At 69.8% G+C, this 22,538-nt stretch carries 22 protein-coding genes, 1 tRNA gene and 1 pseudogene; 19 read left to right on the top strand and 5 right to left on the bottom strand.

The window, feature by feature from the left end; all coding sequences use genetic code 11:
• The first annotated feature begins 56 nt into the window (after positions 1-56).
• A tRNA-Thr gene (locus ACZ69M_RS13570) sits at positions 57-130 on the top strand.
• Positions 131-728: 598 nt separating this feature from the next.
• Complete coding sequence (locus ACZ69M_RS13565) at positions 729-2,597, top strand: hypothetical protein (RefSeq protein WP_470049528.1); 1,869 nt, start codon at positions 729-731, stop codon at positions 2,595-2,597.
• A gap of 131 nt (positions 2,598-2,728) precedes the next feature.
• Here ACZ69M_RS13565 and ACZ69M_RS13560 read toward each other — a convergent pair whose 3' ends face one another.
• Together ACZ69M_RS13560 and ACZ69M_RS13555 are read right to left on the bottom strand one after the other, a co-directional pair.
• The gene (locus tag ACZ69M_RS13560; protein WP_470049526.1) at positions 2,729-4,750 is read right to left on the bottom strand and encodes an FtsX-like permease family protein; all 2,022 of its coding nucleotides are present in this window, start codon (positions 4,748-4,750) and stop codon (positions 2,729-2,731) included.
• Positions 4,747-5,484: an ABC transporter ATP-binding protein gene (locus ACZ69M_RS13555; RefSeq protein WP_470049524.1), complete on the bottom strand. Its 738-nt coding sequence runs from the start codon at positions 5,482-5,484 to the stop codon at positions 4,747-4,749. The genes ACZ69M_RS13560 and ACZ69M_RS13555 overlap by 4 nt, the downstream gene beginning before the upstream one ends.
• 188 nt (positions 5,485-5,672) lie before the next feature.
• Between ACZ69M_RS13555 and ACZ69M_RS13550 the strand changes: the two genes are divergently transcribed.
• Positions 5,673-6,935 (top strand): sensor histidine kinase, encoded by a 1,263-nt coding sequence (locus tag ACZ69M_RS13550; RefSeq protein ID WP_470049523.1) that lies wholly within the window; start codon positions 5,673-5,675, stop codon positions 6,933-6,935.
• The gene (locus tag ACZ69M_RS13545; RefSeq protein ID WP_470049521.1) at positions 6,932-7,654 is read left to right on the top strand and encodes a response regulator; all 723 of its coding nucleotides are present in this window, start codon (positions 6,932-6,934) and stop codon (positions 7,652-7,654) included. Before ACZ69M_RS13550 ends, ACZ69M_RS13545 begins: the two co-directional genes overlap by 4 nt.
• Positions 7,655-7,762: 108 nt before the next feature.
• On the opposite strand, the gene ACZ69M_RS13540 is transcribed toward ACZ69M_RS13545, so the two are convergent.
• Positions 7,763-8,101, bottom strand: coding sequence for a DUF4333 domain-containing protein (locus ACZ69M_RS13540; RefSeq protein ID WP_470049520.1), 339 nt, complete (start codon positions 8,099-8,101; stop codon positions 7,763-7,765).
• Positions 8,102-8,134: 33 nt separating this feature from the next.
• Positions 8,135-8,479, bottom strand: a complete 345-nt coding sequence (locus ACZ69M_RS13535) for an amidohydrolase family protein (RefSeq protein ID WP_470049518.1) — start codon at positions 8,477-8,479, stop codon at positions 8,135-8,137.
• Positions 8,480-8,600: 121 nt separating this feature from the next.
• On the opposite strand from ACZ69M_RS13535, the gene ACZ69M_RS13530 reads away from it, so the two are divergent.
• The 10 genes and pseudogenes from ACZ69M_RS13530 to ACZ69M_RS13485 all read left to right on the top strand — a co-directional run bounded on the left by ACZ69M_RS13530 (position 8,601) and on the right by ACZ69M_RS13485 (position 16,843).
• Positions 8,601-9,020: an ArsR/SmtB family transcription factor gene (locus ACZ69M_RS13530; protein WP_470049517.1), complete on the top strand. Its 420-nt coding sequence runs from the start codon at positions 8,601-8,603 to the stop codon at positions 9,018-9,020.
• 91 nt (positions 9,021-9,111) lie between these two features.
• Positions 9,112-9,297, top strand: a pseudogene (locus ACZ69M_RS13525) (MbtH family protein); the annotation flags it as partial.
• A gap of 139 nt (positions 9,298-9,436) precedes the next feature.
• Positions 9,437-10,051 (top strand): LuxR C-terminal-related transcriptional regulator, encoded by a 615-nt coding sequence (locus tag ACZ69M_RS13520; protein WP_470049515.1) that lies wholly within the window; start codon positions 9,437-9,439, stop codon positions 10,049-10,051.
• Between the two features lie 110 nt (positions 10,052-10,161).
• On the top strand, positions 10,162-11,034 hold the full coding sequence (locus tag ACZ69M_RS13515; RefSeq protein ID WP_470049513.1) for an acyltransferase family protein: 873 nt from the start codon (positions 10,162-10,164) through the stop codon (positions 11,032-11,034).
• A 96-nt stretch (positions 11,035-11,130) separates the two neighbouring features.
• Positions 11,131-12,336, top strand: coding sequence for a sensor histidine kinase (locus ACZ69M_RS13510; RefSeq protein ID WP_470049511.1), 1,206 nt, complete (start codon positions 11,131-11,133; stop codon positions 12,334-12,336).
• Positions 12,337-12,512: 176 nt separating this feature from the next.
• Entirely contained in the window at positions 12,513-12,890 is a 378-nt protein-coding gene (locus ACZ69M_RS13505; RefSeq protein ID WP_470049509.1) for a hypothetical protein, read from the top strand.
• 11 nt (positions 12,891-12,901) lie between these two features.
• A complete protein-coding gene (locus tag ACZ69M_RS13500) occupies positions 12,902-13,816 on the top strand; it encodes an ABC transporter ATP-binding protein (protein WP_470049507.1) in 915 nt (304 codons plus the stop codon).
• The gene (locus ACZ69M_RS13495) at positions 13,816-15,429 is read left to right on the top strand and encodes an ABC transporter permease (protein ID WP_470049505.1); all 1,614 of its coding nucleotides are present in this window, start codon (positions 13,816-13,818) and stop codon (positions 15,427-15,429) included. Before ACZ69M_RS13500 ends, ACZ69M_RS13495 begins: the two co-directional genes overlap by 1 nt.
• Before the next feature lie 4 nt (positions 15,430-15,433).
• Positions 15,434-16,063 (top strand): DedA family protein, encoded by a 630-nt coding sequence (locus ACZ69M_RS13490; RefSeq protein ID WP_470049503.1) that lies wholly within the window; start codon positions 15,434-15,436, stop codon positions 16,061-16,063.
• Positions 16,064-16,162: 99 nt separating this feature from the next.
• Positions 16,163-16,843, top strand: a complete 681-nt coding sequence (locus tag ACZ69M_RS13485) for a DUF998 domain-containing protein (RefSeq protein ID WP_470049501.1) — start codon at positions 16,163-16,165, stop codon at positions 16,841-16,843.
• A 100-nt stretch (positions 16,844-16,943) separates the two neighbouring features.
• Here the strand turns inward: ACZ69M_RS13485 and ACZ69M_RS13480 are convergent, their stop codons facing one another.
• Positions 16,944-18,407 carry an MFS transporter gene (locus ACZ69M_RS13480; protein WP_470049499.1) on the bottom strand — a complete coding sequence of 488 codons (1,464 nt, stop codon included), beginning with the start codon at positions 18,405-18,407 and terminating at the stop codon, positions 16,944-16,946.
• A 238-nt stretch (positions 18,408-18,645) separates the two neighbouring features.
• Between ACZ69M_RS13480 and ACZ69M_RS13475 the strand changes: the two genes are divergently transcribed.
• The 5 genes from ACZ69M_RS13475 (at position 18,646) to ACZ69M_RS13455 (ending at position 22,206) form a co-directional block, all read left to right on the top strand.
• A complete protein-coding gene (locus ACZ69M_RS13475) occupies positions 18,646-19,104 on the top strand; it encodes a MarR family winged helix-turn-helix transcriptional regulator (RefSeq protein ID WP_470049498.1) in 459 nt (152 codons plus the stop codon).
• 679 nt (positions 19,105-19,783) lie between these two features.
• Positions 19,784-20,539 carry an NPP1 family protein gene (locus ACZ69M_RS13470; protein WP_470049497.1) on the top strand — a complete coding sequence of 252 codons (756 nt, stop codon included), beginning with the start codon at positions 19,784-19,786 and terminating at the stop codon, positions 20,537-20,539.
• Between the two features lie 127 nt (positions 20,540-20,666).
• A complete protein-coding gene (locus ACZ69M_RS13465) occupies positions 20,667-20,963 on the top strand; it encodes a hypothetical protein (RefSeq protein ID WP_470049496.1) in 297 nt (98 codons plus the stop codon).
• A gap of 94 nt (positions 20,964-21,057) precedes the next feature.
• Positions 21,058-21,207 (top strand): hypothetical protein, encoded by a 150-nt coding sequence (locus ACZ69M_RS13460; protein WP_470049494.1) that lies wholly within the window; start codon positions 21,058-21,060, stop codon positions 21,205-21,207.
• A gap of 141 nt (positions 21,208-21,348) precedes the next feature.
• A complete protein-coding gene (locus ACZ69M_RS13455; RefSeq protein WP_470050155.1) occupies positions 21,349-22,206 on the top strand; it encodes a glycosyltransferase family 2 protein in 858 nt (285 codons plus the stop codon).
• The last annotated feature ends 332 nt before the right edge of the window (positions 22,207-22,538 follow it).

Genomic DNA, 22,538 nt, shown 5'->3' with positions numbered 1-22,538 from the left:
CCGGAAACTGTGTAGACTTACCGACGTTGCTGATCGCACCATAGTGCGGACAGCGCGCCGCCTTAGCTCAGATGGCCAGAGCAACGCACTCGTAATGCGTAGGTCTCGGGTTCGAATCCCGAAGGCGGCTCTGTGGAAGCCCCAGGATTCTCACTCGCCGTGACCTGGGGCTTTTGCTTTTTTCGGAGCTGGTGGTGGGGTACGGTGCCGAATTCTTGCCGAGCGCCTCTCACACCGCTCCTCTCGCGCCGCGCTCGTGAACCGTTCCCGGCCGAGTCGCGGCTGACCCGGTCACAGCGAGTACGAGAGGGATCACGAAGTCCTTCGCGCCGGGGCGTGCCGACGCTCAACGCGTTCAGGATCGTGTCGGCGGTGTGGCGGCTCCGCTCGCGGTAGGGCTCGACGTTCTCGTCGAGGGCTGGCGCCGGTCTCGGATCGAGGACGATCCTGACCGCGTACCGGACGCACCGTTCGGCTGGGCCCGAGCGGTCGTCGTCGGGTCGCCCTGACACCGGCGGACTGCTCTGGGCGGGACTCTTAACAGCGCTGCGGGCGGCGGCAGTTGAGGTCCTCGGGCGGTTCCGTAAACCCCCTTGCTCCCGTGTCGGGGGCAGGCGCTAGAGTCCGATGCGTTGCGTGATGTTCACAGCAACCGTACAAAGAGCGCGGCCGGCCTCCGGATATCCGGGGCAGCGAGGCCGCGTCATTCCCGTGGGGGGAATCCAGCAGTGAGAACACGCTCTTTGGTGTCGGCGGCCGTGTCCGCCGCACTGGGCGCCGCGCTCCTCGCCGCGCCGTCGCTGGCGTACGCGGCCGACGGTGACACGCCCGGGCAGGACCCGGCGGCCACCGCGACCACGAACCCGACGGCAGATCCGACGTCGACGGACACGCCCACCACCGCCCCGTCCGGCACTCCTTCGGACACCCCGAACCCGTCCGACCCGCCCACCGGCGAACCGTCGGACACCCCGACCCCGTCCGATCCGACCCCGTCCGACCCGCCCTCCGGCGACCCGACGCCCACCCCGAGCAGCAGCGCGCCCGCCGACGGCACCGGCGCCCCGGTGTTCGGCAGCGTCGGCTCCGACTCTTCCGACGCCGGCTACCTGACGGTCGCCGTCTCCTCCGATTCGGCGATCACCGAGGTGTCCGCCGACCTGACCGAGATGCGCGGCGCGAACCCGGCGACCGTCGCGGTCACCGGCTTCACGCTCGTCTCCGGCACGCCGCAGGACGGCGTCTGGCGCTCGCCGCGCATGTCGCAACTGCCGTCGTACGGCAGCTACGACGTGACGGTCAGCGCCCAGGACAGCGACGGCGACAGCACCTCGTCGGCGCACGCCACCACCGTGGACGTCGAGCCGAAGCCGGTCTTCGCCGATCGCAGCATCAGCCCCGCCGTGCTGGACGTGGAGCACACGCACGTCCAGCTCAGCGGCCGCGTCTCGCTCTTCGACCCGATCACCGGCGACACCTCGCCGCTGGCCGGCAAGCAACTGAGCGTGATCGCCGAGAACGCCTTCAGCACCGTCACCGCCGCCGACGGCAGCTACGCGGTCGACGTGGCGCCGAAGTTGAACGGCGACAACGCCACGTCCGTGCCGGTCTCGCTCTCCTTCTGGATCGCCAACCCCGACGGCACGAGCACCTATGTGCTCGTCGACACGAAGACCCTGCCGGTCGTGGTCAGCCCGAGCCGGATTCGGCTGGACCACTCCAGCGTGAAGATCAAGTTCGGTGCCAAGGCGTCCTCGTCCGGTGTCGTGGAGTACCTGTACGACGGCACCTGGCGCCCGGCCAAGGGTGTCGCGCTCGAAATGGACTACTACGCCAAGGCGACCAGCGGTGCCGGCGGGCGCTTCACGCTCACCTACCCGTACATCCCGTACGACGACAGCACGTACACGGTCGAGACCAGCCGCGACAGCTACCTGGCCGACCCGTATCTGACCGCCTCGCACACGCAGTTCAAGGTCGACGTCATCAACCAGACGAACATCTGCTTCTGTTCGAGCTGGCTCGACGAGTACTCCGACCTGCACATCCAGGGCAGCATGAGCAGCAGCAACGGCAAGGTGCCGCCGAACCGGAAGCTGTACCTCCAGCAGTCGGCCGACGGCAAGACCGGCTGGAAGTCGCTCGGTTGGTTCAACACGAAGTCCGACGGCACCTTCAACCTCGCCGGGTATGTCGCGGTGCCGAAGGGCTACTGGCGGCTGTACTCGGCGGGGTCGTCGGACTACCAGTCCGGCTACTCCAACTCCGTGCACTTCAACCGCACCGCCACCCGGATCACCGGCTTCAACGCCGGTCCCGAGCCGGTGCGCAAGGGCCACACCGTGACCACCACCGGCACCTTGCAGCGGCTGAGCGGCACGAAGTGGGTGGCGTTCGGCAAGCAGCGCGTCTACATCCTCTTCCAGGCCAAGGGAAAGAAGTCCTGGACGCAGATGGGCTCCGTCAAGGCCGACTCGCACGGCCGCTTCACCGCCCGCTTCACCGCGAAGCAGGACGGCACCTGGGTCGGGGTCTACCTCGCGTCCGGCTCCTACGTGGACGCCGAGAGCTACCACGACTACGTGGACGTGCGCTGAGCAGCCTTTTCTGACGATCACCACGAAGGGCGCCCCGGGAACCTCCGGGGCGCCCTTCACCTACCTGCATGGATGAGCAAAAAGGGGACGACCAGGGAACGGCGGGGCAACGCTCTGGCGATCTCGTCCTGTCAGTCCGGGCGTGGGCCCGCGTCTCGCGTCACCTCGCGGAGCAGCGGGCGGCTTGCCGCGCTCGCGGCGGCCAGGCCGGTGAAGCCCAGGGCCAGGCAGGCGGCGAGGAGGGTGACGCCGCGGGCGTCCAGGTGGGGGGCGCCCCCGGCGAATGTCAGGGGTGCCGCGCAGAACAGGCCGGTGACTACCGCGCCGCCCGCGAGCACCGCGCCGGGCAGCACCGACTCCGTACGCCGGGCCGCGTCCAGGACCCGCAGCGGGGTGCCCGCCAGATGCAACAGGCCGTAGGCGCGGCGGCGGTCCAGGACGGACGAGGCGGCCGTGATGCCCGTCGAGGCGATGGCGATGGTGAAGCTCGCGCCGAGCACGGCCAGCGTCGAGAGGTGGAAGTCGTGGTCGAACTGCCGTGACTGCCAGTCGACGTCCGTGCCGGTGATCGGGTACTGGCCGGGTACGAGGCCGGTGAGCGCGGCGCGTGCCGCGTCGAGCCGGGCCGGGTCCGTGATCGTCGCGGTGACCTGGCGTTCGGCCCCGGTGCCTGTGCCGGTGGCGACCCAGTTGGTGTTCGTGCCGACGATGGCGTCGATGTGCGCGTGCTTCAGGCGGGCGTCGGCCAGTTGCCGTACGGCGGCGACTCGCTCCTTCGGTACGGACAGCGAGAGTTGGTCGGGGCTGCTCCAGGGCGAGGCGCCGGCGATGCTGAACAGGGCGAAGAAACCGGCCACGAAGCCCGCCAGGGTCAGCCCGGAGACCGCACGCCACACGGACTTGGGGTCGTCGAGCAGTCGGCGCCCCGCCAGGAGCGTTGTGGGGCGCCGTGCCAGACCGGTGACGAGACCGCCGAGCACACCTACCGCCCAGGGGCCGATGACGGACAGCGCGGCGAAGACGGCGGCGCAGCAGTACACCACCGTGTTGATGTCCGCCCCCTTGTCCGTGGAGATCTGCCAGTAGCCGATCAGCACGGCGACGAACAGGAGCGCGCGTACGGCTCTGATGCGGGGAGCGCGGGATCGGCGTACGACCCCGAGCGGGCCCACGACCACCTGCCGCAGTCCGGCCAGCGCGCTGACCGTCACCATCAGCACCACGCCGGCGAGCACGGTGAGCAGCACGGGCGCGCCCACCCACAGGTCGGAGGCGTACCAACTGCCTCCTGCCACGGGTACCTTGGCCGCGAGCGGCAGCAGCACCGCGTAGCCGAGCGTGCCCGCGAGGGCCCCGGCCGCACCGGTCAGCGCCGCCTCGGCCGCCGCCATCCCCGCGATCCGCCCCGGCGCGGCACCCACCAACCGCAGCATGGCCAGCCTCGAGTCGCGGCGGGAGACGGACAGGCGGGCGGACGAGGCGCCGAGTACCAGCAGCGGCACGATCACCAGGACCGTGGCGAGCTTCGTCAGGTCCTGGTACTGGGAGGCGACACCGTCCGTCGTGCGCCTTCCCGTGAAGTCCGCGACGGGCGTGGGGGACATGATGTCTCCCGGGCGGCGCGGGTCGGTACCGCGGTTCGTCGTCATCGCCGGGTCGTCCGCCCGGTGTCCGACGACTGCCACCTTCTCGCCGGGCCTGGCCAGTGCGGCGCGGCCGAGGGTGCCCGTGGTGGCGGCGCTGCCCGGCAGTCTGCCGAGCGCCGGTGAGGTCCATACTTCGCCGGGCTCGGGGAAGCGCGGCATGCCGGGAGGGGCGGGTGCCTCGGCTTGCCTGCCCGGCAGCGCGGCGATGTCGACGACGGTCACGGGCTCACCCTCGATGAAGGTGGTGCCTACCGCTTCTACGGCCACCGCGCTCGAGAGCCCGGCCTTGGCGGGAGTGCGCCAGTCGGTGTGCGCGGCGCGTTCGCCGAAGCCGAGGTTGGCACCGACGCACAGGAACAGCAGCGTGGTGCAGAGTGCCGAGGCGGCGACGGAGAGTCCCACGCCGAGATGGCCGTGCCGCCCGCCGCCCCGCAGCAGTCGCCAGGTCAGGGTCCAGGTCGTGCGGTCCAGAATCCGCGTCGGCCTCATCGTTCTCGTCGGCCTCATCGCGTGACTCCGGCGGTACCGGCGCCGACGGAGCCGGAGACGGACGGGCCCGTCTCTCGTACGATCCGCCCGTCCCGTACCTGCACCGTGCGGTCGCACCAGCGGGCGACCGACTGGTCGTGGGTGACCACGACCAGCGCGGCGTTCTGCGCCCTGGTGACCTCCACCAGCATCCGGATCACCTCCTGCCCCGTCGTCTGGTCGAGGGCGCCCGTCGGTTCGTCGGCGAAGACGACCTGGGCGCCCCCGACCAGCGCCCGTGCGATCGCCACCCGCTGGGCCTGGCCGCCGGACAGTTCGCCGGGGCGGCTGTGCTCCTTGCCCTCCAGGCCCAGCGGCGCGAACCACTGGCGTGCGGTCCGCTCGGCTTCGCGGCGGGTCATCCCGCCGAGCATCAGCGGGAGGGCCACGTTCTCCACCGCCGGCAGTTCGGGCAGCAACTGTCCGAACTGGAAGACGAATCCGAAGCGGGTACGGCGCAGCTCGCTGCGGTCCGGCTCGCGCAACTGGTCTATGCGCTCGCCGTCCAGCAGGACCTGGCCGCTGTCCGGGCGCTCGATGTTCGCGAGGCAGTGCAGCAGCGTCGACTTGCCCGACCCCGAGGGGCCCATGACGGCCACGGACTCGCCCGCGCCGACGGCGATGTCCACCGCGTCGAGCGCGCGGGTGGATCCGAAGGACTTGGACAGCCCGATGCCGTTCAGCACGGGCGGCGGAGACGTTGTGGGGTTCATGCCCTCCAACATGGGGCCCTGGCAAAGGGCGTCGCCTCGGCCGACCGACCGGTTCGCCACCGCCGCGTCGTTCTTTCGGCCGAGGCCGTGCGGCAAGAGCCGCCCCTACGCTGCCAGTTGTGCGAGACCGAGACCTGAAAGACGTACGAGACGTGAGAGACGTACGAGACGTGAGAGACGTACGAGATGTGAGAGACGTACGAGACCTGCGAGACGTACGAGACCTGCGAGATCGAGACGATCAGACGCCTCTTTCCCGGCTGTCCCGCCGCACCGCCCTCAGCGCGCTGACGGTGGTCATGGCGCTGCTGTGGCTGCTCGACGCGGTTGGTATCGAGGGCACCGCCGGGCTCGAAGGGAACAGTGTCTGGTGGAGGGCGGTCCCGGGCCTCGTGGCAGCCGTCGCGCTGCTGCTGCCGGGCAGCCCCTCGGCGCTGACCTGGGGCGCGGGTGCCGCGGTGCTCGCCTCCTGGGTGACGACACTGGCCCTCCTCTCGTCCGTGACGCCGACGTTCGCCGGCTGGGGTCTGCTGGAGACGCTGTGCCTGCTGCTCCTGCTGGCACGCGCGGCGAAGGACATACCGCGGCTCTGGCCGGCCGCCGCGTTGAGCACCGCACTCGGCGTCGCCGTGATCGCGGCACCGATGCGGCTGGACGAGGGCGGCGTCGTCTTCTCCTTCCTCCTGACCTTCCCCACGGGCGGCGCCGTCGGCCTCGGCTGCTATCTGCGCAGCCTCGACGAGCGCAGAAGGCGCGCCGTCGCCGACACCCGCCAGAGCGAACGCCTCGAACTCGCCCGCGAACTGCACGACTTCGTCGCCCACCACGTCACGGGCATCGTCGTCCAGGCCCAGGCCGCCCGTGCGATCCGCGACATCGCGCCCGAGCAGGTGGACCCGCTGCTGCGCAGCATCGAGCAGGCCGGGTCCGAGACCCTGCAGTCGATGCGCAAGCTCGTCCGTGTGCTGCGCGAGGACGACGCACGGGCGGTACGTCCTGGGGATCTCTTCGCCGAACTGGGCGAACTGGTCGCCGCGTTCGCCGAACGCGACGCCCCCGCCACCCTCCAGGTCGCGGCCGAGGCCCGGCAGGCGCGGCCCGACCCCGAGGTGGAGACCTCCGTGCGGAACGTCGTGCGCGAGGGGCTGACGAACGTACGCCGTCACGCCTCGGGTTCACCGTCCGTCTCCGTGCGGGTCGGCCTGTCGGGCGGCGAGGCGGGGGCAGGGGCCCGGCGGCTTCGGGTGGAGGTGCACAACGCGCCGTCGCCACGGCAGACGCCGCCGAACGCCGAACCTCTCGGCGGACGTGGTGGGCTCGGCCTCGTCGGGCTGACCGAACGTACGGAGGCCGTCGGCGGAACTCTGCACGCGAGCCGGGCCGAGGACGGGGGGTGGAGGCTGACGGCGGAGTTCCCCCTGCGTGGCGCTGTGACAGGATCACCCGCATGACCGACGCCAGCGGATCCAGCGGATCCAGCGGATCCAGCGGATCCAGCGGTTCAGCGAGACGTATCCGGGTCTTGATAGCCGACGACCAGGAAATGGTGCGCACGGGCTTCCGGCTGATTCTCCAGACACAGCCCGACATCGAGGTCGTGGGCGAGGCGGCCGACGGTGCGGAGTGTGTGGAGCTGGCCAGGAAGCTGCGCCCCGACGTGTGTCTCGTCGACATCCGGATGCCGAAACTCGACGGCCTTGAGGTGACCCGGCTGCTCGCGGGCCCGAAGGCCGTCGACCCGTTGCGGGTGGTGGTCGTGACCACCTTCGACCAGGACGACTACGTCTACGGGGCGCTGCACGGCGGTGCCTGCGGGTTTCTGCTGAAGGACGCGGGCCCCGGGCTGCTGGTGGAGGCCGTACGCGCGGCGTCGCGCGGCGACGCGCTGGTCTCGCCCGCCGTGACCGTACGGCTTCTGGAGCGGATCGGGGAGCAGCGGCCCGCTGCCGCCCGAGCGGATGTGTCCTCAAGTCCGTTGACCAGCCGGGAACTTGATGTGGTCCGGCTGGTCGCCGACGGGCGGACCAACCAGGAGATCTGCGAGGAGCTCTTCGTCTCGCTCTCCACGGTCAAGACCCATATGGCGAGCATCCAGGCCAAGTTGAAGCTGCGGAACCGCGTGGAGATCGCCGCCTGGGCATGGCGCTGCGGCGTGGTCGGCGACCGCTGATCCGGTCCCCGCGCCACGCCGCTTCTCGGTCTCCCACTTGTTCTGCTTCGACCTTCTTCTGCTTCGACCGTTGTCCTGCTTCGCCCCTTGTCCTGCTTCGATCCTGTTCTACTTCGACAGGCCGTAGTCGAAGCTCACCCTGTCGCCCTTCACTCCGGTCACGGAGATCAGCATCGTCTTGCTCTCGCCCTTGAAGACAGCGGTGCACGCCACGGTGTCGTCCATCTTCGGGCGCAGCCCCCGCGGGCAGCTCACGGACTGCGGGCCGTCCTGGACGAAGGGGATGGCGTAGTTCTCCTTGGCCAGCTTCTCGACCTCGGTGCGCGGCACCGTGTGATCCGTTCCGCTCGCGGTGGCGACCGAGGAGTTGTCGAACACGCGCCATGCCACCACGACGCCTCCCGCCAGTACTGCGGCCACGGCCAGGGCGATGACGATGCGCTTCATGGGGTGCTCCTCGGTTCGTGTGGTGGCCGGTCCCTACCGGCTGCTGTCCTCAGAGCCTCCTCCCGCGTCCACCTCCGCCGCCTCGGCACAAAGGCCGGTTGCGAGCCCCGGCCTCGGCCGAAAGAACGACGGCTCAGAAGAGCACGGCTCAGAAGGACACGGCTCAGGCCGCGCCGTGGCCTGGCGTGAAGACTGCCTGACCCGGCGCAGGGCGTCCAGATCGCTCAAAGGGTCGCCGTCGACGACGATGACGTCGGCGCGCATGCCGGGGCTGAGGACACCGGTGTCGGTCAGGCCGAGGGCATGGGCGGGGTTGACGGTGGCCATGTCGATGATCTCGGCGTGGTCGAAGCCGAGCGACGCGAAGAACCCGAGCATGCCGACGTAGTCGCCGAACTTCGCTCCCGGCAGTCTGCACCCAAGGCTCCGCTGGCAGGCCCCGGTCCTGGAACTGCACCGCGGCCCGGACCGCGACGTCTATCCGGCCGGCCGCGGGCTGGTGCTCAGCCCCTCGTTCTTCCTGCCCGAACAGACCTGCCTGTTCGTGGAGGCGGCAGGCGCCGACGGACGACCGGCGGTGCTCTTCCCGGTCAACAATCCGGCCAAGGCGGAGTTCAGCAGGCAGTGCGCCGGTGACGCGGAGGCACTCGGCGCGCTCGTGGGGCACACCCGGGCTGCGGCGCTCCAGGTGCTGACCGAAGGCTGCACCACCAGCGAACTGGCGAAACGGCTCAACCTCTCGTTGGCCGGAGCGAGCAAGCACGCCTCCATACTGCGCCGGGTCGGCCTGATCATGACGACGAGAAGCAGGAACACCGCCCTGCACACCCTCACCCCGCTCGGCGTGGCCCTGCTCGACAGCCGCACGCCTGACACACGAAGGCCCGCGCTGCTCAAGCCCGTCCGGATTCCTGCCTGAATCCGGTTTCCTGCCCGGATCCGGGTTCCCGCCCTCCATCCGAATTCCACCCGAACCCCGATTTCCCGTCCGATCCCATGGAGGAGACACCGTGAGCACCAACCCGTTCGACGACCCGGACGGCACGTTCCTGGTCCTGGTCAACGACGAGCACCAGCACTCCCTGTGGCCGTCCTTCGCCGAGGTTCCCGCCGGCTGGCTGACTGTCCTGGAGGCGACGGACCGTCAGTCGGCGCTCGCCTACGTCAACGAGCACTGGACCGACATGAGGCCTCGACGGCCGGCCGAAGGATGGCCGGGAACTAGCAGGTCCGGCACCCTGTCCGCGGATTCCCACCGCCCTTCGCCTGTAAGAATGGCCGACCGTGACGATTCGTGTGCTCATCGCTGACGATCAGGAGATGGTTCGCCGCGGTATGCGGCGCATTCTCGAGAGCCAGGCCGACATCGAGGTGATCGGCGAGGCCGCCGACGGTGCGGATGCATTGGAGACGGCCAAGCTGCTGCGACCCGACGTAGCTCTCCTGGACGTCCGCATGCCACGCATGGACGGACTCGAGGTCACGCGCAACCTGCTCGCCCCGGCAACCGGGTTCCAGGGCAAGGTCGTCATCGTGACGACCTTCGACCTGGACGAGTACGTGTATCCGGCACTGCGCTACGGCGCCTCGGGCTTTCTGCTCAAGCGGTCCGGACCGACGCTGCTCGTGGAGGCCGTGCGTGCCGCGGTCGCCGGTGACAGCCTGATCAGCCCGTCCGTCACGGTACGGCTGCTCAGGCACGTCACCGGCCCCGGCTCCGGTGCGCCGGCCCGGCGCGAGACTCCCGTCGACCCCCTCACCAAGAGGGAGATCGAAATCGCCGGGAAGGTCGCCGAAGGGCTGACGAACGCCGATATCGCGACGGAGATGTTCATTTCACCGGGCACGGTCAAAACACACGTGGCCAGCATTCAGCGAAAACTCGGCGTGCGGAACAGGGTCGGAATCGCCGTACGGGCGTGGGAGATGGGATACGCAACGAAATGCTAGCCACACATCGTCATACCCGGAAGAGGCATCATGGCCGTCGGAGACATATCCTCCGAGCTTGGTGAAAGACGCCGCAGCTCAATTCCCTGACCAGCCTGCGCGTCATCGGCATGGTTCTGGTCTTCACCGTCCACGGTTCCTTCGAAATCGTCTTCAAGTCCTACGACTTGGGCCTGGCCTATCTCGAGGGCGTAGGAACCTCGGGCCAGACAGCGGTCTCGTTCTTCTTCGTCCTGTCAGGTTTCGTTCTCACGTGGACATGGCGTGAGAACGACACCGCCCGCGCCTTCTGGCGCCGACGCGTCGTCAGGGTCTTTCCCAACCACGTAGTCGCCCTCGTCTTCACCGTGATCCTGATCGCGGCACTGACCCAACTGCCGCGTCTGTTCCCCCTGCTGACTCAGCTGCTGCTCATCCAGTCCTGGTTCCCCTCGCCCGAATTCACCGACGTCGGCAACAGCGCGACCTGGTCGCTGTCCGTGGACATCGGTTTCTACGCCTTGTTCCCGCTGTTGCTGCCGTTGGTACGCCGGATCAAGCCGGAGCGGCTGTGGTACGTCGTCGGCGGCATCGCCGTGGTCATCGCGCTGATTCCCGTGGCCGCCAATGTCTTCCTGCCGGACACCCCGCCCACGCCGCTGTGGAACACCTCGGAGAGCCGGTACTGGTTCGTGTACTTCTTCCCCCTCTCGCGCATGATGGAGTGCGCGCTGGGCATGTTGATGGCCCGCATCGTCGTCACCGGCCGGTGGATCGGCCTGCGCCCGCTGCCCGCCGCGGCCCTGCTGGTGGCGGTGTACACGATCGCCCAGCAACTGCCCTTCCTCTACCGGTACGCCGCACTGATCGCGGTCCCCGTGGCGCTGCTGACCGCCTCGCTCGGATGGACGGCGGCATGCCCAAGGGAAAGGTCTGGGGGACCGTCGGAGGCCTCACCTTCCTGGCCGGTGCCCTCACGGTCTCCCTGGCGCTGGCCTGGGTGATGAACGTGTGCGTCGAACAGCCGGCGGTGCGTCGCTGGGCCCGGCGCCGGACGACGAAGACCGCGTCGGCCCAGGTGCCTGCATAGGCTGATGGTCATGGCAACGAGCAGCGCGGCACTGGGACGTTGGCGGAGCTCATCGTTACTGGTGGCGGTCCTGTGTCTGGGACTGCCGGCCCTGCTCGGTCCGCCCAGCGCGCTGCTCCCCGCCGTGTCGGCCGTCGTGGCGGTGTCGGTGCCGCTGCTTCGATGGCCGTGGGGAAGGGTCACCGAGAACACCGCCGCACTGGTCGTCATGGCGGTCTCCCTCCTCGTGGACGTCGGGTACGTCGGCAAGCAGGGCCTGACCCTGCTGTGGATGCCCTTCGAACTGGTCGGGCTGCTGGTCCTCACCGGGCGTCTCATCCGGCGGTCGGGGCCTCGGTACGTCGTCCCCGCCGGACTCGTGGCCGCCCTCACGACGATCGCGCTGCCGCTGCGCTTCACCCTGCGCAACCCGCAGTCGGGAACGAACGGTTCGGTGATCATGGTGTTGGTCACGCTGGTGCCGACGGCCTGCGCCGTCGGCATCGGCGGCTATCTGCGCGCCACGGACCACCGCCGACGACGGGCGGTGCTGCAGGCCCGCCGGGAGCAGCGCCTCCACATGGCCAGAGTCCTGCACGACTTCGTCGCCCACGAGGTGACGGGCATGGTGCTGGAGGTGCAGGCCGCGCAGGCGTCGGCCTACGAACCGGCTCAGCACCAGGCGCTGCTGAGCCGGGTGGAGCAGGCAGGTCTGCGCGCCCTGGACTCGATGGACCGCACCCTGCAGACCTTGCGCGAGGCGGAGGAGGTGCACGAGGGCGCACCGGGACAGGAACCCGCTCAGCCGCCGACCCGGGTGTACGGCCTGGCGGACGTGCCCGACCTGGTCCGCAGGTTCGCCGAATCCAGCTCGGTCGCCACCGAACTGGACCTCGCCGAGAAGCCCGTCGGGACGCTCCCGCGAGAAGTCGACGAGACCGCGTACAGCCTGGTGCTGGAATCCTTGACCAACGTCCGGCGCCATGCCGCCTCGGCCCGCCTGGTCAGGGTGACCGTCGGGCATACGGACGACGCCCGGCTGCGGGTGTCCGTCACGAACGACGGCGGGAGCGGCAAGCCGCTGCACCCCCACCGCGAGGGCGGTGGCACGGGGCTGGTCGGGCTGGACGAGCGCTTCCGGGTCCTCGGCGGGACACTCGCGGCCGGCTCCTTCGGCGACGGCTGGCAGGTCACGGGAATCCTGCCGCTGCCCGCCGGTACCGTGGCGGGCCGCTGAACCACCCGGTCGGTCACGGCCCCCGCGCGGTCCTGGTCACCGAATATCTGCCGAACGGCAGATGTCTGCCGGGCTCAGAAAAACCATGCTTGAGAGGTCTACTGAGCTATCCGGAGGTTCGCGTGTTCTCTCGTGGTTTATCAAGGAGCGTCCTGGCAGCCATTGCCCTGATATCGGTGGCCGTTGTCACGGGCTGCGCCAATGCCGACGATGCGACACCCGAGAAGAAGACCTTCTCGTTCGACGGGAAGACGCTCGACGTGCGCTCTCATGGCATTCCCACCGACCTCGTCGTGAGCGACCGCGGGGACGTGAGGGTCACTCGGTGGTTCGACGTTCAGCCCGGGGCCAAGCCGCACTCCAGCTGGAAGCTCACGGACGGCACCCTGGACCTCCAGGCGGGCTGCGCACGGTTCGCCAACTGCGATGTGCGCTTCCGGGTCGAGGTACCGAAGTCCGTGAAGGTGCTGCGCAACGGTCGCGCCACGAAGTTGAAAGGCGCGCGGGCGGCTGTCTCGGCGCCGCCGGCCGGTGTCAGGGACTTCGGGGCGTAGGGGGAGACATCATGCTGGAACTCATTGACATCACCAAGACCTACCGGGGCGGCAAGCGGGCCGTGGACGGGATGACCATGCGGCTGGAGACCGGAATGCTCGGGCTGCTGGGCCCGAACGGAGCCGGCAAGTCGTCGCTCATGCGGATCGCCTCGACCGTGACCCGGCCGACCAGCGGCCAGGTTCTCTTCGACGGCACCGATGTGGTGGCCAAGCCCGACGTGCTGCGCCGCACCCTCGGCTACCTCCCGCAGGACTTCGGCGTGTACCCGAACCTCACCTCGCGGGAGTTCCTCTCCTACCTCGCGGCCGCCAAGGGCCTTTCGGCCCGCTCGTCCCGCGCCCGCATCGACGAGCTGCTGGAACTGGTCAACCTCACCGAGGCGGTCAAGCGCCCCCTCGGCAAGTACTCCGGCGGCATGATGCGGCGCGTGGGCATCGCCCAGGCGCTGCTCGCCGATCCGAAGGTGATCATCGTGGACGAGCCCACCGCCGGTCTCGACCCCGAGGAACGGGTCCGTTTCCGGAACCTGTTGAGCGATCTTGCCGCGGAGCGGGTCGTCATGCTGTCCACCCACATCGTTTCCGACGTCGAGTCGGTGGCCTCGGACATCGCGGTGGTCGCGAACGGACGGCTGCAGCGCCGAGGATCCCCGGAGGACCTCCTCGCAGCGGTCGAGGGGCGGGTGTGGGAGGTCCTCGTCGACCCCGCGGACGTCCCCGTCATCCAGAAGCGGCAGATCGTCAGCAGGATGATCCGCACCTCGAGCGGCGTCCGGGTACGTCTGCTGACCCACGTACCGCCGTACGCCACCGCCGAGCGGGTCGACCCCGATCTCGAGGACGCCTACCTGGCCATCGTGAACCAGGCCGCGCAGCCGTCCGCGCCGCTGGCCGCTCCCGCCGAGCCCACGGGATGGCAGTGATGCTGGAAGTACTCGTCAGGCTTGCGATCGGCGACTTCTGGGACCGGGTGCGCCGGCCGGCGTACGCCGTCATCCTGATCGCCGCGGTCGGGCTGGGCTATCTCGCCACGCCGGCCAAGGAATCCGGCTGGGTGGTCATGCAGGTGGGTGCCTACCGCGGCACCTACAACAGCGCGTACATCGGCATGGTCGTCGCTCTCGCGGGCACGGTCTGGCTCTCGCTCGGCGGGTTCTACGTCGTGCGCAACGCGATCTCGCGCGACGAGGCCACCGGTGTGGGCAGGCTCCTGGCGGCGACGCCGCTGCGGACCTGGGCGTATCTGCTCGCCAAGTTCCTCAGCAGTGTGCTGGTGCTGGCCTCCATGCTGGGCGTCCTCGTGATCACCGCGGTGGTCATGCAGCTGGCGCGCGGGGAGACCATGACGGTCAACCCCGTGGAACTGCTGAGTCCCTTCGTGGTGATCGCGCTGCCGCTGATGGCGTTCACCGCGGCCGCGGCTCTGCTCTGCGAGGCCATCCCGCTGCTGAGGGCGGGGCTCGGCAACGTCCTGTGGTTCTTCATCTGGGCGTTCATCGCGATCGGCGGCCAGTCCCCCAACGCCCCGCTCGGCGGCATCGGTGTCCACAGCGTCGTCCAGTCGCTGGGTGCGGGCATGAAGGCGCAGGGCATCGACCCCGACAACGTGGGCGAGTTCAGCCTGGGGCTGACGTTGGTGCACAAGCCCCTGAAAACCTTCGTGTGGCACGGCTTCGACCCGAGCCCCGCGTTTCTGCTCAGCCGGTACGCGCTCCTCGCGATCGCCGTGGCGCTCGCGCTGCTTCCCGCCCTGTGGTTCCCCCGGTTCGACCCGGCCCGGTCCGCGGGCCTCGTGGCCCCGGGAACGGACACCGCCACCACGCCGGACGGATCCGGGACACCCGCCGTGGTCATGCGGGACGACCAGACGGTGGGGCGTTCCGCCGGGTTCACGAATCTGCCCCGCGCTTCCGTGAAGTACGGAAATCCGGGACTGCGTCTCCTGGTCGGAGAGATCCGTATCCTCCTCCAGGGCACCCCCTTGTGGTGGTGGGCCGGTGTCCTCCTCCTCACGCTCGTCGCCCAGATGGTCACGCCCGCGACCGGCGTCACGCGCTTCCTGCTTCCACTGGCCTGGATCTGGCCGGTTCTCATCTGGTCCCGTCTGGGTACCCAGCGCCATGAGTACGGAGTCGAAGCCATCCTCGGCGCCTATCCCGCGGCGCGCAGCCGGATGGCCGCGGAATGGGGAGCCGGCTTCCTGCTCACGGTGGTCGCGGGCATCGGTCCCGCGGTGCGCATGGTCACCGGATCCGACACCCAGGGCCTGGTCCACTGGTTCCTCGGGGCGCTGTTCATCTCGTCCTTCGCGCTCGTCCTCGGCACGCTCAGCCGGACCCACCGCCTGTTCCAGTTCGCCTATCTGCCCCTGTGGTACGGCACGGTCAACGGGATCGCACCGGTCGACTTCATGGGCGCGATCCGGGCCGACGACGGCACCCCGGCCGGCATGTCACCGGCGTTCCTCATCGTCAGTGTGGGCGTGATGCTCGCCACCGTCTTCCTGTCGAGCGCGGCACGTCGCGCAGCGGCGTGACCACATGGGCGACTCGCTGTGGATCTATCCCCTGCTGGGCGTCATCACCGTGCTGCCGCTGGTCCCCAACTCCGCCCCACTGGCCACGGCAGGGGCCTTCGCCGCGACGGGCCGTCTGAATCTCGTACTGGTCATGGCAGTTCCGCTCGTGGGCGCCTTCGCCGGCGACCTGCTCGTCTACGCCGTCGGGCGTCGTGGCAGCCCGAGGCTGATGAGCAGGGTCTTCCGGCACCGCCGCCGGCACACGTCCGTCCAGCGGACGGCGGGTCATGTACGGCGGCACGGCGTCGCAGCCCTGATCGCTGTCCGTTTCGTCCCCGGTGGGCGGCTGTTCGGAGGCCTGGTGGCGGGCCTCACCCGCTTCGCCATGTGGCGCTACGCAGCCGCCATGCGCACGGCGGAAGCCGTGTTCGTCCTGTGTGTCGTCGGGATCGGATACTTCGGCGGAAGTGTCTCGGCGAACGGATACGCGGCTGTCGCCGTGGGTCCCGCGGTCTCCGCGTTCATCGCGGTGGGAGTGCTGGTGGCCCGGTCGACGACGCGTCGCCGGAACCGCCCGCACCCGTCGCCCGACGGCGCGCGTGAGGACGCCCGAACCGGTGGTCCGACAGCGGAGGACCCCGGGACGGGGTGAGTCGTCCCCGCCCGGCCATGAACCGATCCCCCGCGGTGGCCGGGCCGGGACTTTTCCTGGGGGCAATGAGCCGAACACCGAAGGGAAGAGGAGCGGTAGTTGAAGGAGCGGATCGGCTGCATCGCATGGATCGCGGGCACCCTGCAGTTCTTCTGGACGCACGCCATCGTCGAGACCGCCTGGCCGAGACCGTACAGCTGGGCACGGAACAACATCAGCGACCTCGGCAATGTGTACTGCACCGTGCAGGCGCAACCCGAGCCACGGTACGTCTGCTCGCCGGCGCACGATGTCATGAACCTCTCGTTCGTTCTGCTGGGAACACTCCTCGGTGTCGGCGCCGCCTTCGGTGGTTTCCTCTGGCGCGGAAACCGGACCGCGACGGTGGCCCGGACGCTCCTCGTGGGGGCCGGCATCGGCTTCGTCATGGTGGGGCTCGCTCCTGCCGACGTCTACGAGAGCCGACACGTCCTGGGGGCCCTGCTCGTCATGGGCACCGGCAACCTCGGCCTCCTGCTGGCGGGTGCGGGCCTGTCGCGTGAGGTCGCGGCCGGACTCCGGTGGTCGGCCGGCCTGCTGGGAGCCCTCGCGCTCACCGCTCTGTGCCTGTTCCTGTCCCACCGCTATCCCGGATTCGGCATAGGAGGCATGGAACGGGTGGCGGCACTGCCCCTTCTCCTGTGGACCCTCACGGCCGGAGCCCTGGGACTGCTCCACCGGGCTCGTACCGGTGCGGCGTCGCTGGAGCCGGACATGCCGCGGGTGGCCCGGGGAGTCTGACGTCCCAGGGCCGCGCGGAGCCGTCCCGAGGCCCTGACCTGGGGAAACAAGAAACCGCAGGTCAGGAGTCCGACCTGCGGTTTCTCTGGTTCCGTGAGGGTCAGGCCTTGGCCTCGACCGCCTCGGGGGCCGCGCCCTGGGCGGGTTCGGCCTGCGGCCGGGTGGTCGTGGGGCGGACCGGGATGAGGAAGGCGACGATCGCGGCGGCGATGCCGACGCAGGAGCCGATCAGCATGGCGACACGGAAGCCGCTTTCGGACGGCAGGGAGACCGGGCCGAACTTCGTGGTCATCTGGGCCAGGACCACGGCCATCACGGCGGCCGAGACGGAACTGCCGATCGAGCGCATCAGCGTGTTGAAGCTGTTGGCCGAGGCGGTCTCCGACTGGGGCACCGCGCCCATGATGAGCGCGGGCATCGCACCGTAGGCGAAACCGACGCCCGTGCTGCAGACGATGGTCACGGCGAGCAGGCCCACGGCGGAGCCGTTTCCGATGAGCGGCAGGGAGATGCCGTAGCCGAGGGCGATGACCAGGGCGCCGACGGTCAGGGTGATCCGGGGGCCCTTGGCGGCGGACAGCTTGGCGCCGATCGGGGAAATGATCATCATCATGAGGCCGGCCGGCGCCATCCACAGGCCCATGGCCAGCATCGACTCGCCGAGGCCGTAGCCGGTCTCCTTGGGCAGCTGCAGCAGCTGGGGGATCACGAGGGACTGGGAGTACATCGCGAAGCCGACCAGGATCGAGGCGGCGTTCGTCATCAGCACCTGCGGACGTGCGGTCACCCGCAGGTCGACCAGCGGCTCGGAGCTGCGCAGCTCCCACCAGCCCCAGGCCAGCAGCAGGACGATCGCGGCGGCGAGCAGGCCGAGCGTGGTGACGCTGCCCCAGCCCCAGTCCGCGCCCTTGGAGACGCCGAGGAGCAGGCAGACCAGGGCGATGCCCAGGCCGATGGCGCCGAGCAGGTCGAAGCTGCCCGAGGCGGTGTTCTCGCGGCCCGCGGGCACGAAGAACCAGATCAGCGTGGCGACCGCGAGGGTCAGTGCGGCGACGACCCAGAACAGCACGCGCCAGCTGGCGTTCTCGGCGATCGCCGCGGAGAACGGCAGGCCGAGCGCGCCGCCCACACCCATGGACGCGCTCATCAACGCGATGGACGAGCCGAGCTTCTCCGCCGGTACGACGTCCCGCAGCAGGCTGATGCCGAGGGGCACCACGCCCATGCCGAGGCCCTGCAGACCGCGTCCGGCGATCATCGGGACGATCGAGGAGGACAGGGCGCAGACCACGGAGCCCAGGATCAGCGGGACCAGGGAGGCCAGAAGCATGCGCTTCTTGCCGTACATGTCACCGAGGCGGCCGGAGACGGGGGTGATCACGGCCGCCGCGAGCAGCGTGGCGGTGACGACCCAGGAGGCGTTCGAGGCGGTGGTGTCGAAGAGGGTCGGGAGTTCCCCGATCAGCGGCACCACCAGTGTCTGGGTGATCGCGGCCACGATGCCGCCGAAGGCGAGGATGCCGACAACACCGCCGGAGCGGGCTGCGGGCTGGGAACTGTCCACGGGTACTCCCTGTTGCTCATTCCGGGCTTGTCGCTGTGCCGCGCATCCGGGCCCGCGGGGGATCCGGGCCTGCCGCGTCTGCGGGCCCGCCGCGTCGCGGGCAAGGCGCACATGAGGTGCATGCTGCATGCGATGTGCATCATGCACGCCTAATGCATCATACACATCGCGGTGATATACCTGGCGGGAGGTAGCTTTCCTGTAGGGGAAGCGAGCCGGGAGCCGAAGGATGCCTCGCGTGGACAAGCCACTTGACCTGCTGGAATTCGAGACCATGCTGCTCGGGCGCCATATGCACATGCTCAACCCGCGGGGGCGCGGGGTGAGTGAGGAGCGGCTGGACCGCAGCGCGTACGTCCTGCTCAGCCGCATTCAGGTGCAAGGCCCGATGTCCATCGGTGAGCTCAGAGAGGCCTTCGGCCTGGACGCCTCCACCCTCAACCGGCAGACCGCCGCGATGCTGCGGGCCGGGGTCGTCGAGCGCATGCCGGACCCCGAGGGGGGCATCGCCCGGAAGTTCGCCATCACCGCGGAGGGCGGGCGCCGACTGGAGGCCCACCGCGCCGAGAACCTGGACGGTCTGGAGAAGATCATGACCGACTGGGATCCCGAGGACGTGGCCGAGTTCGCCGCCTATCTCAGCCGTTTCAACCGCGACATCGAGCGTCTCGACGGGCGTCCCTGGCCGCGCGGTTGAGCGGGTGAAGGGGAGGGCGGGGACTCGGGGCGGGCCGGAGAACCGGCCCGCCCCGGTGTGGTTCGCAGCAGCGCGACGAGAGCCGCGACGGCGAGCGCCGTCCCCAGGGACCGGCGGCCGAACCCCCGGGTGTCCGGGACGCCGACCGGGGTGTCCGGGGCACCGACCGGGGTGTTTGGGGCGCGGAGCGGGGTGTCCGGGGTGCCGACCGGGGTTTTCGGGGTGCCGACCGGGGTATCCGGGGCACCGACCGGGGTGTTTGGGGCGCGTAGCGGGGTGTCCGGGGCGCCGACCGGGGTTTTCAGGGCGCCGACCGGGGTGTCCGGGGTGCCGACCGGGGTGCCCGGGGCGCGGAGCGGGGTGTCAGCGGCGCCGACCGGGATGTCAGTGGTGCCGACGGCGGTGTCAGTGACGCCGGCGGGGGTGTCCGGGGCACCGGCGGGGGTGTCCGCCCGACAGGCCAGGGCGTCCGCCTGGCAGACCAGGGTGTCCGCCTAGGGGTCTCGGCCGAGGTGTCGGTCGAGATCGACGTCAACTCCCCCGTCCCCTTTGTTGGTTGATCCTTCACCCTCGGGACATCCCGCACCACTTGAGCGCTCAACGAGTCGGGTGAGGGTGATCCGGGCATGCCAATGAAACCGCTTGCCCCACCCCCCTCGCGGTCCCTCAGGAGGACGCAGTGCAGAAGACCTCGCGCGTACGCAGGGCCTCTTTCATCCTCGGCAGCGCCGTCGCGCTGGTCGTCGCCTTCCCCAGCAGCGCGCTCGCCGCCCCGCCCAAGGCCCTGCCCGCCAACGCGGACGACCTGGAGAAGACCTGGCAGCCGGCGTACGACTACGACACGGACGGCTGCTACCCCACGCCCGCCATCGGCCCCGACGGGACCATCAACGGCGGCCTCAAGCCCTCGGGTTCACCCAGCGGCGAGTGCCACGACACCTCGGACCTCGACAACACCAACGGCTACTCGCGCGAGAAGTGCAACAACGGCTGGTGCGTGATCCTCTACGGCCTCTACTTCGAGAAGGACCAGGCCACGATCGGCGGGCACCGCCACGACTGGGAGCACGTGGCGGTCTGGGTGCAGAACAACCAGGCCAAGTACGTCTCCACGTCCGCGCACGGCGACTTCAACGTCTACAGCGCCGACCAGGTCCTGTGGGACGGCACGCACCCCAAGATCGTCTACCACAAGGACGGTCTGAGCACCCACGACTTCCGGCTCGCGAACTCGGGCGACGAGCCGCCGGAGAACGGCTACCACACCTGGCAGTACCCGGCCCTGGTCGGCTGGAACGGCTACCCGGCGGGTCTGCGCGACAAGCTGAGCGCCTACGACTTCGGCAGCGCCAACTTCGGACTCAAGGACGCCAACTTCGCCGCCCACCTCACGAAGGCCATGCCGGCGGGCATCTCGTTCGACCCCAACGCCTGACCGCCCGGGGATTTTCTTCTGCGTCCCTGTCACATCTGCGCCTCCGGGCGCGTCAGGGAGATGGCGCCACCCGCGTGGCCCGGTAGCGGTGTGACAGGTGTGACAGGGACGAGAAGGAGATCACGACATGGCTGTTCTGATGGTGCGTGCCACGGTGAGGCCCGAGTGCGTCGACGCGCTCGAAGCGGCGCTGCGGAAGATGTTCGCCGCGATCGAGGCCGCGCGGCCCGAGGGCGTGCGCTACGCCTCGTACCGGCTCCCCGACGGAGTCACCTACCTCGCGGAACTGGAGATCGCGGACGGGACCGAGAATCCGCTCTCCGCGATCCAGGAGTTCCGTGAGTTCCAGGCGGGCCTGAAGGACTGGCTGGCCGCCCCGCCGTCCGCCGAGCGCTTCGAGGTGCGGGGCGCCTACGCCGCTTGAGGGTCGCGCGGGTGTGTGTCCGGTAAGAGTCGAGAAGAGACGGTAAGAACCGGCAGGAGTCGGTGAGAGTCGACGCTGCTCCGGGCGCGTACCCATGCCGTGGCCCCCGCGCCGAGTAGGTTTCGAGAACGCCCTGCGTGAGATCTTCCTGCCGCTCGGGGTGGTCGACGTGAAGGTGGCCGCGCTGGGGGAGGACTGGTCGGGACTGAAGTTCGTACGGCGCACAGAGCTTCGTACGACGTGAGTAAACGCGGAGAGCACGGGGAAGCGCGGCGTACGCGAGGGAGACTCCGGGTGAACGGCTAGCATCGCGGGCAGAGTTGTCGGCCTGGGATGGAGTGGTGTCGTGTCGGAGGGTCCTCGGATCGCCGTTGCCGTCGTGACCATGGGGAACCGGCCCGACGAGGTCGACGCGCTGCTCACCTCGGTGGCCAAGCAGGACGTCGCGCCCACGCGGATCGTGATCGTGGGAAACGGCTGTCCACTGCCCGAGTTCGCCGAGCGGCTGGGACTGCCCGGTGAGGTGACCGGCATCGAGGTCGACGAGAACCGCGGCTGCCCGGGCGGGCGCAACGTGGGCCTCGCCCGGCTCAGGGAGTTCGCCGACGTGGACGTCGTCGTCGAGCTGGACGACGACGGGCTGCTGGTCGACGCGGATGTGCTGCGCAAGGTGCGGGACCTGTACACCGCCGATCCGCGCCTGGGCATCGTCGGCTTCCGCATCGCCGACGAGCACGGGGAGACCCAGCGCCGGCATGTGCCCCGGGTCGGGGCCAAGGACCCGATGCGGGGCGGTCCGGTCACCGGGTTCCTCGGCGGCGGACACGCGCTGTCCATGCCCATGCTCGCCCGGATCGGGGACTGGCCCGCCGAGTTCTTCTTCGCACACGAGGAGACGGACATGGCCTGGCGGGCCATCGACGACGGGTGGACCGTGCTCTACGAGCCCGAACTGCTGCTCCAGCACCCCAAGACCTCGCCCGCCCGGCACGCCATCTACTACCGGGTCACCGCCCGCAACCGGGTCTGGCTCACCCGTCGCAGGCTGCCCCTCCCGCTCATCCCCGTGCACCTGGGGATCTGGATGCTGCTGACGCTCGCACGGACGCGGTCGCTCGGCGGACTGCGGGCCTGGTTCGGCGGCTTCGCGGAGGGCCTGCGGCAGTCGGGCGGCGAGCGGCGGCCGATGCGGTGGCGGACGGTGTGGCGGCTCACGCGGCTGGGACGCCCGCCCGTCATCTGACGGCGAGCGGCAGGACGGCCGGGAGCGGACGAGGGCCCCGGTCGCTCACCTCCGACGACCGGGGCCCTCTCTGTCCCCGGATCCGGCCACGGCGGCGACACTCCCCCGAGTTACGCGTCGTACGCGCGCACCGTCGGGCCAGATCCGATGCAGTGATCCCATCAGCCCGCGCCAACGGATCGCTAACATGTCGCCAACGGGTTTCCATCCGGAAACCCGGAAACCGGAAGTCGGTCGGCGTGAAGTCGTCGCAAGAAGGCGCGAAGTCGCCATGGGTGTGGTCGGTACCGGTCTGAACCGGTCGGGCCGGTCGCACGGAAAGGCAGTGGGGC

The sequence above is a fragment of the Streptomyces sp. NPDC107454 genome, assembly GCF_055582885.1.
This window is presented reverse-complemented; position numbering and strand designations above follow the sequence as displayed.

Excerpts from the sequence above, each read along its gene's own strand:
- ACZ69M_RS13560 (WP_470049526.1), bottom strand. The coding sequence starts at position 4,750 with ATGAGGCCGACGAGAACGATGAGGCCGACGCGGATTCTGGACCGCACG.
- ACZ69M_RS13555 (WP_470049524.1), bottom strand. The coding sequence starts at position 5,484 with ATGAACCCCACAACGTCTCCGCCGCCCGTGCTGAACGGCATCGGGCTG.
- ACZ69M_RS13545 (WP_470049521.1), top strand. The coding sequence starts at position 6,932 with ATGACCGACGCCAGCGGATCCAGCGGATCCAGCGGATCCAGCGGATCC.
- ACZ69M_RS13540 (WP_470049520.1), bottom strand. The coding sequence starts at position 8,101 with ATGAAGCGCATCGTCATCGCCCTGGCCGTGGCCGCAGTACTGGCGGGA.
- ACZ69M_RS13535 (WP_470049518.1), bottom strand. The coding sequence starts at position 8,479 with ATGCTCGGGTTCTTCGCGTCGCTCGGCTTCGACCACGCCGAGATCATC.
- ACZ69M_RS13520 (WP_470049515.1), top strand. The coding sequence starts at position 9,437 with ATGCGGCGCATTCTCGAGAGCCAGGCCGACATCGAGGTGATCGGCGAG.
- ACZ69M_RS13515 (WP_470049513.1), top strand. The coding sequence starts at position 10,162 with ATGGTTCTGGTCTTCACCGTCCACGGTTCCTTCGAAATCGTCTTCAAG.
- ACZ69M_RS13510 (WP_470049511.1), top strand. The coding sequence starts at position 11,131 with ATGGCAACGAGCAGCGCGGCACTGGGACGTTGGCGGAGCTCATCGTTA.
- ACZ69M_RS13500 (WP_470049507.1), top strand. The coding sequence starts at position 12,902 with ATGCTGGAACTCATTGACATCACCAAGACCTACCGGGGCGGCAAGCGG.
- ACZ69M_RS13495 (WP_470049505.1), top strand. The coding sequence starts at position 13,816 with ATGCTGGAAGTACTCGTCAGGCTTGCGATCGGCGACTTCTGGGACCGG.
- ACZ69M_RS13490 (WP_470049503.1), top strand. The coding sequence starts at position 15,434 with ATGGGCGACTCGCTGTGGATCTATCCCCTGCTGGGCGTCATCACCGTG.
- ACZ69M_RS13465 (WP_470049496.1), top strand. The coding sequence starts at position 20,667 with ATGGCTGTTCTGATGGTGCGTGCCACGGTGAGGCCCGAGTGCGTCGAC.
- ACZ69M_RS13460 (WP_470049494.1), top strand. The coding sequence starts at position 21,058 with ATGCCGTGGCCCCCGCGCCGAGTAGGTTTCGAGAACGCCCTGCGTGAG.
- ACZ69M_RS13455 (WP_470050155.1), top strand. The coding sequence starts at position 21,349 with ATGGGGAACCGGCCCGACGAGGTCGACGCGCTGCTCACCTCGGTGGCC.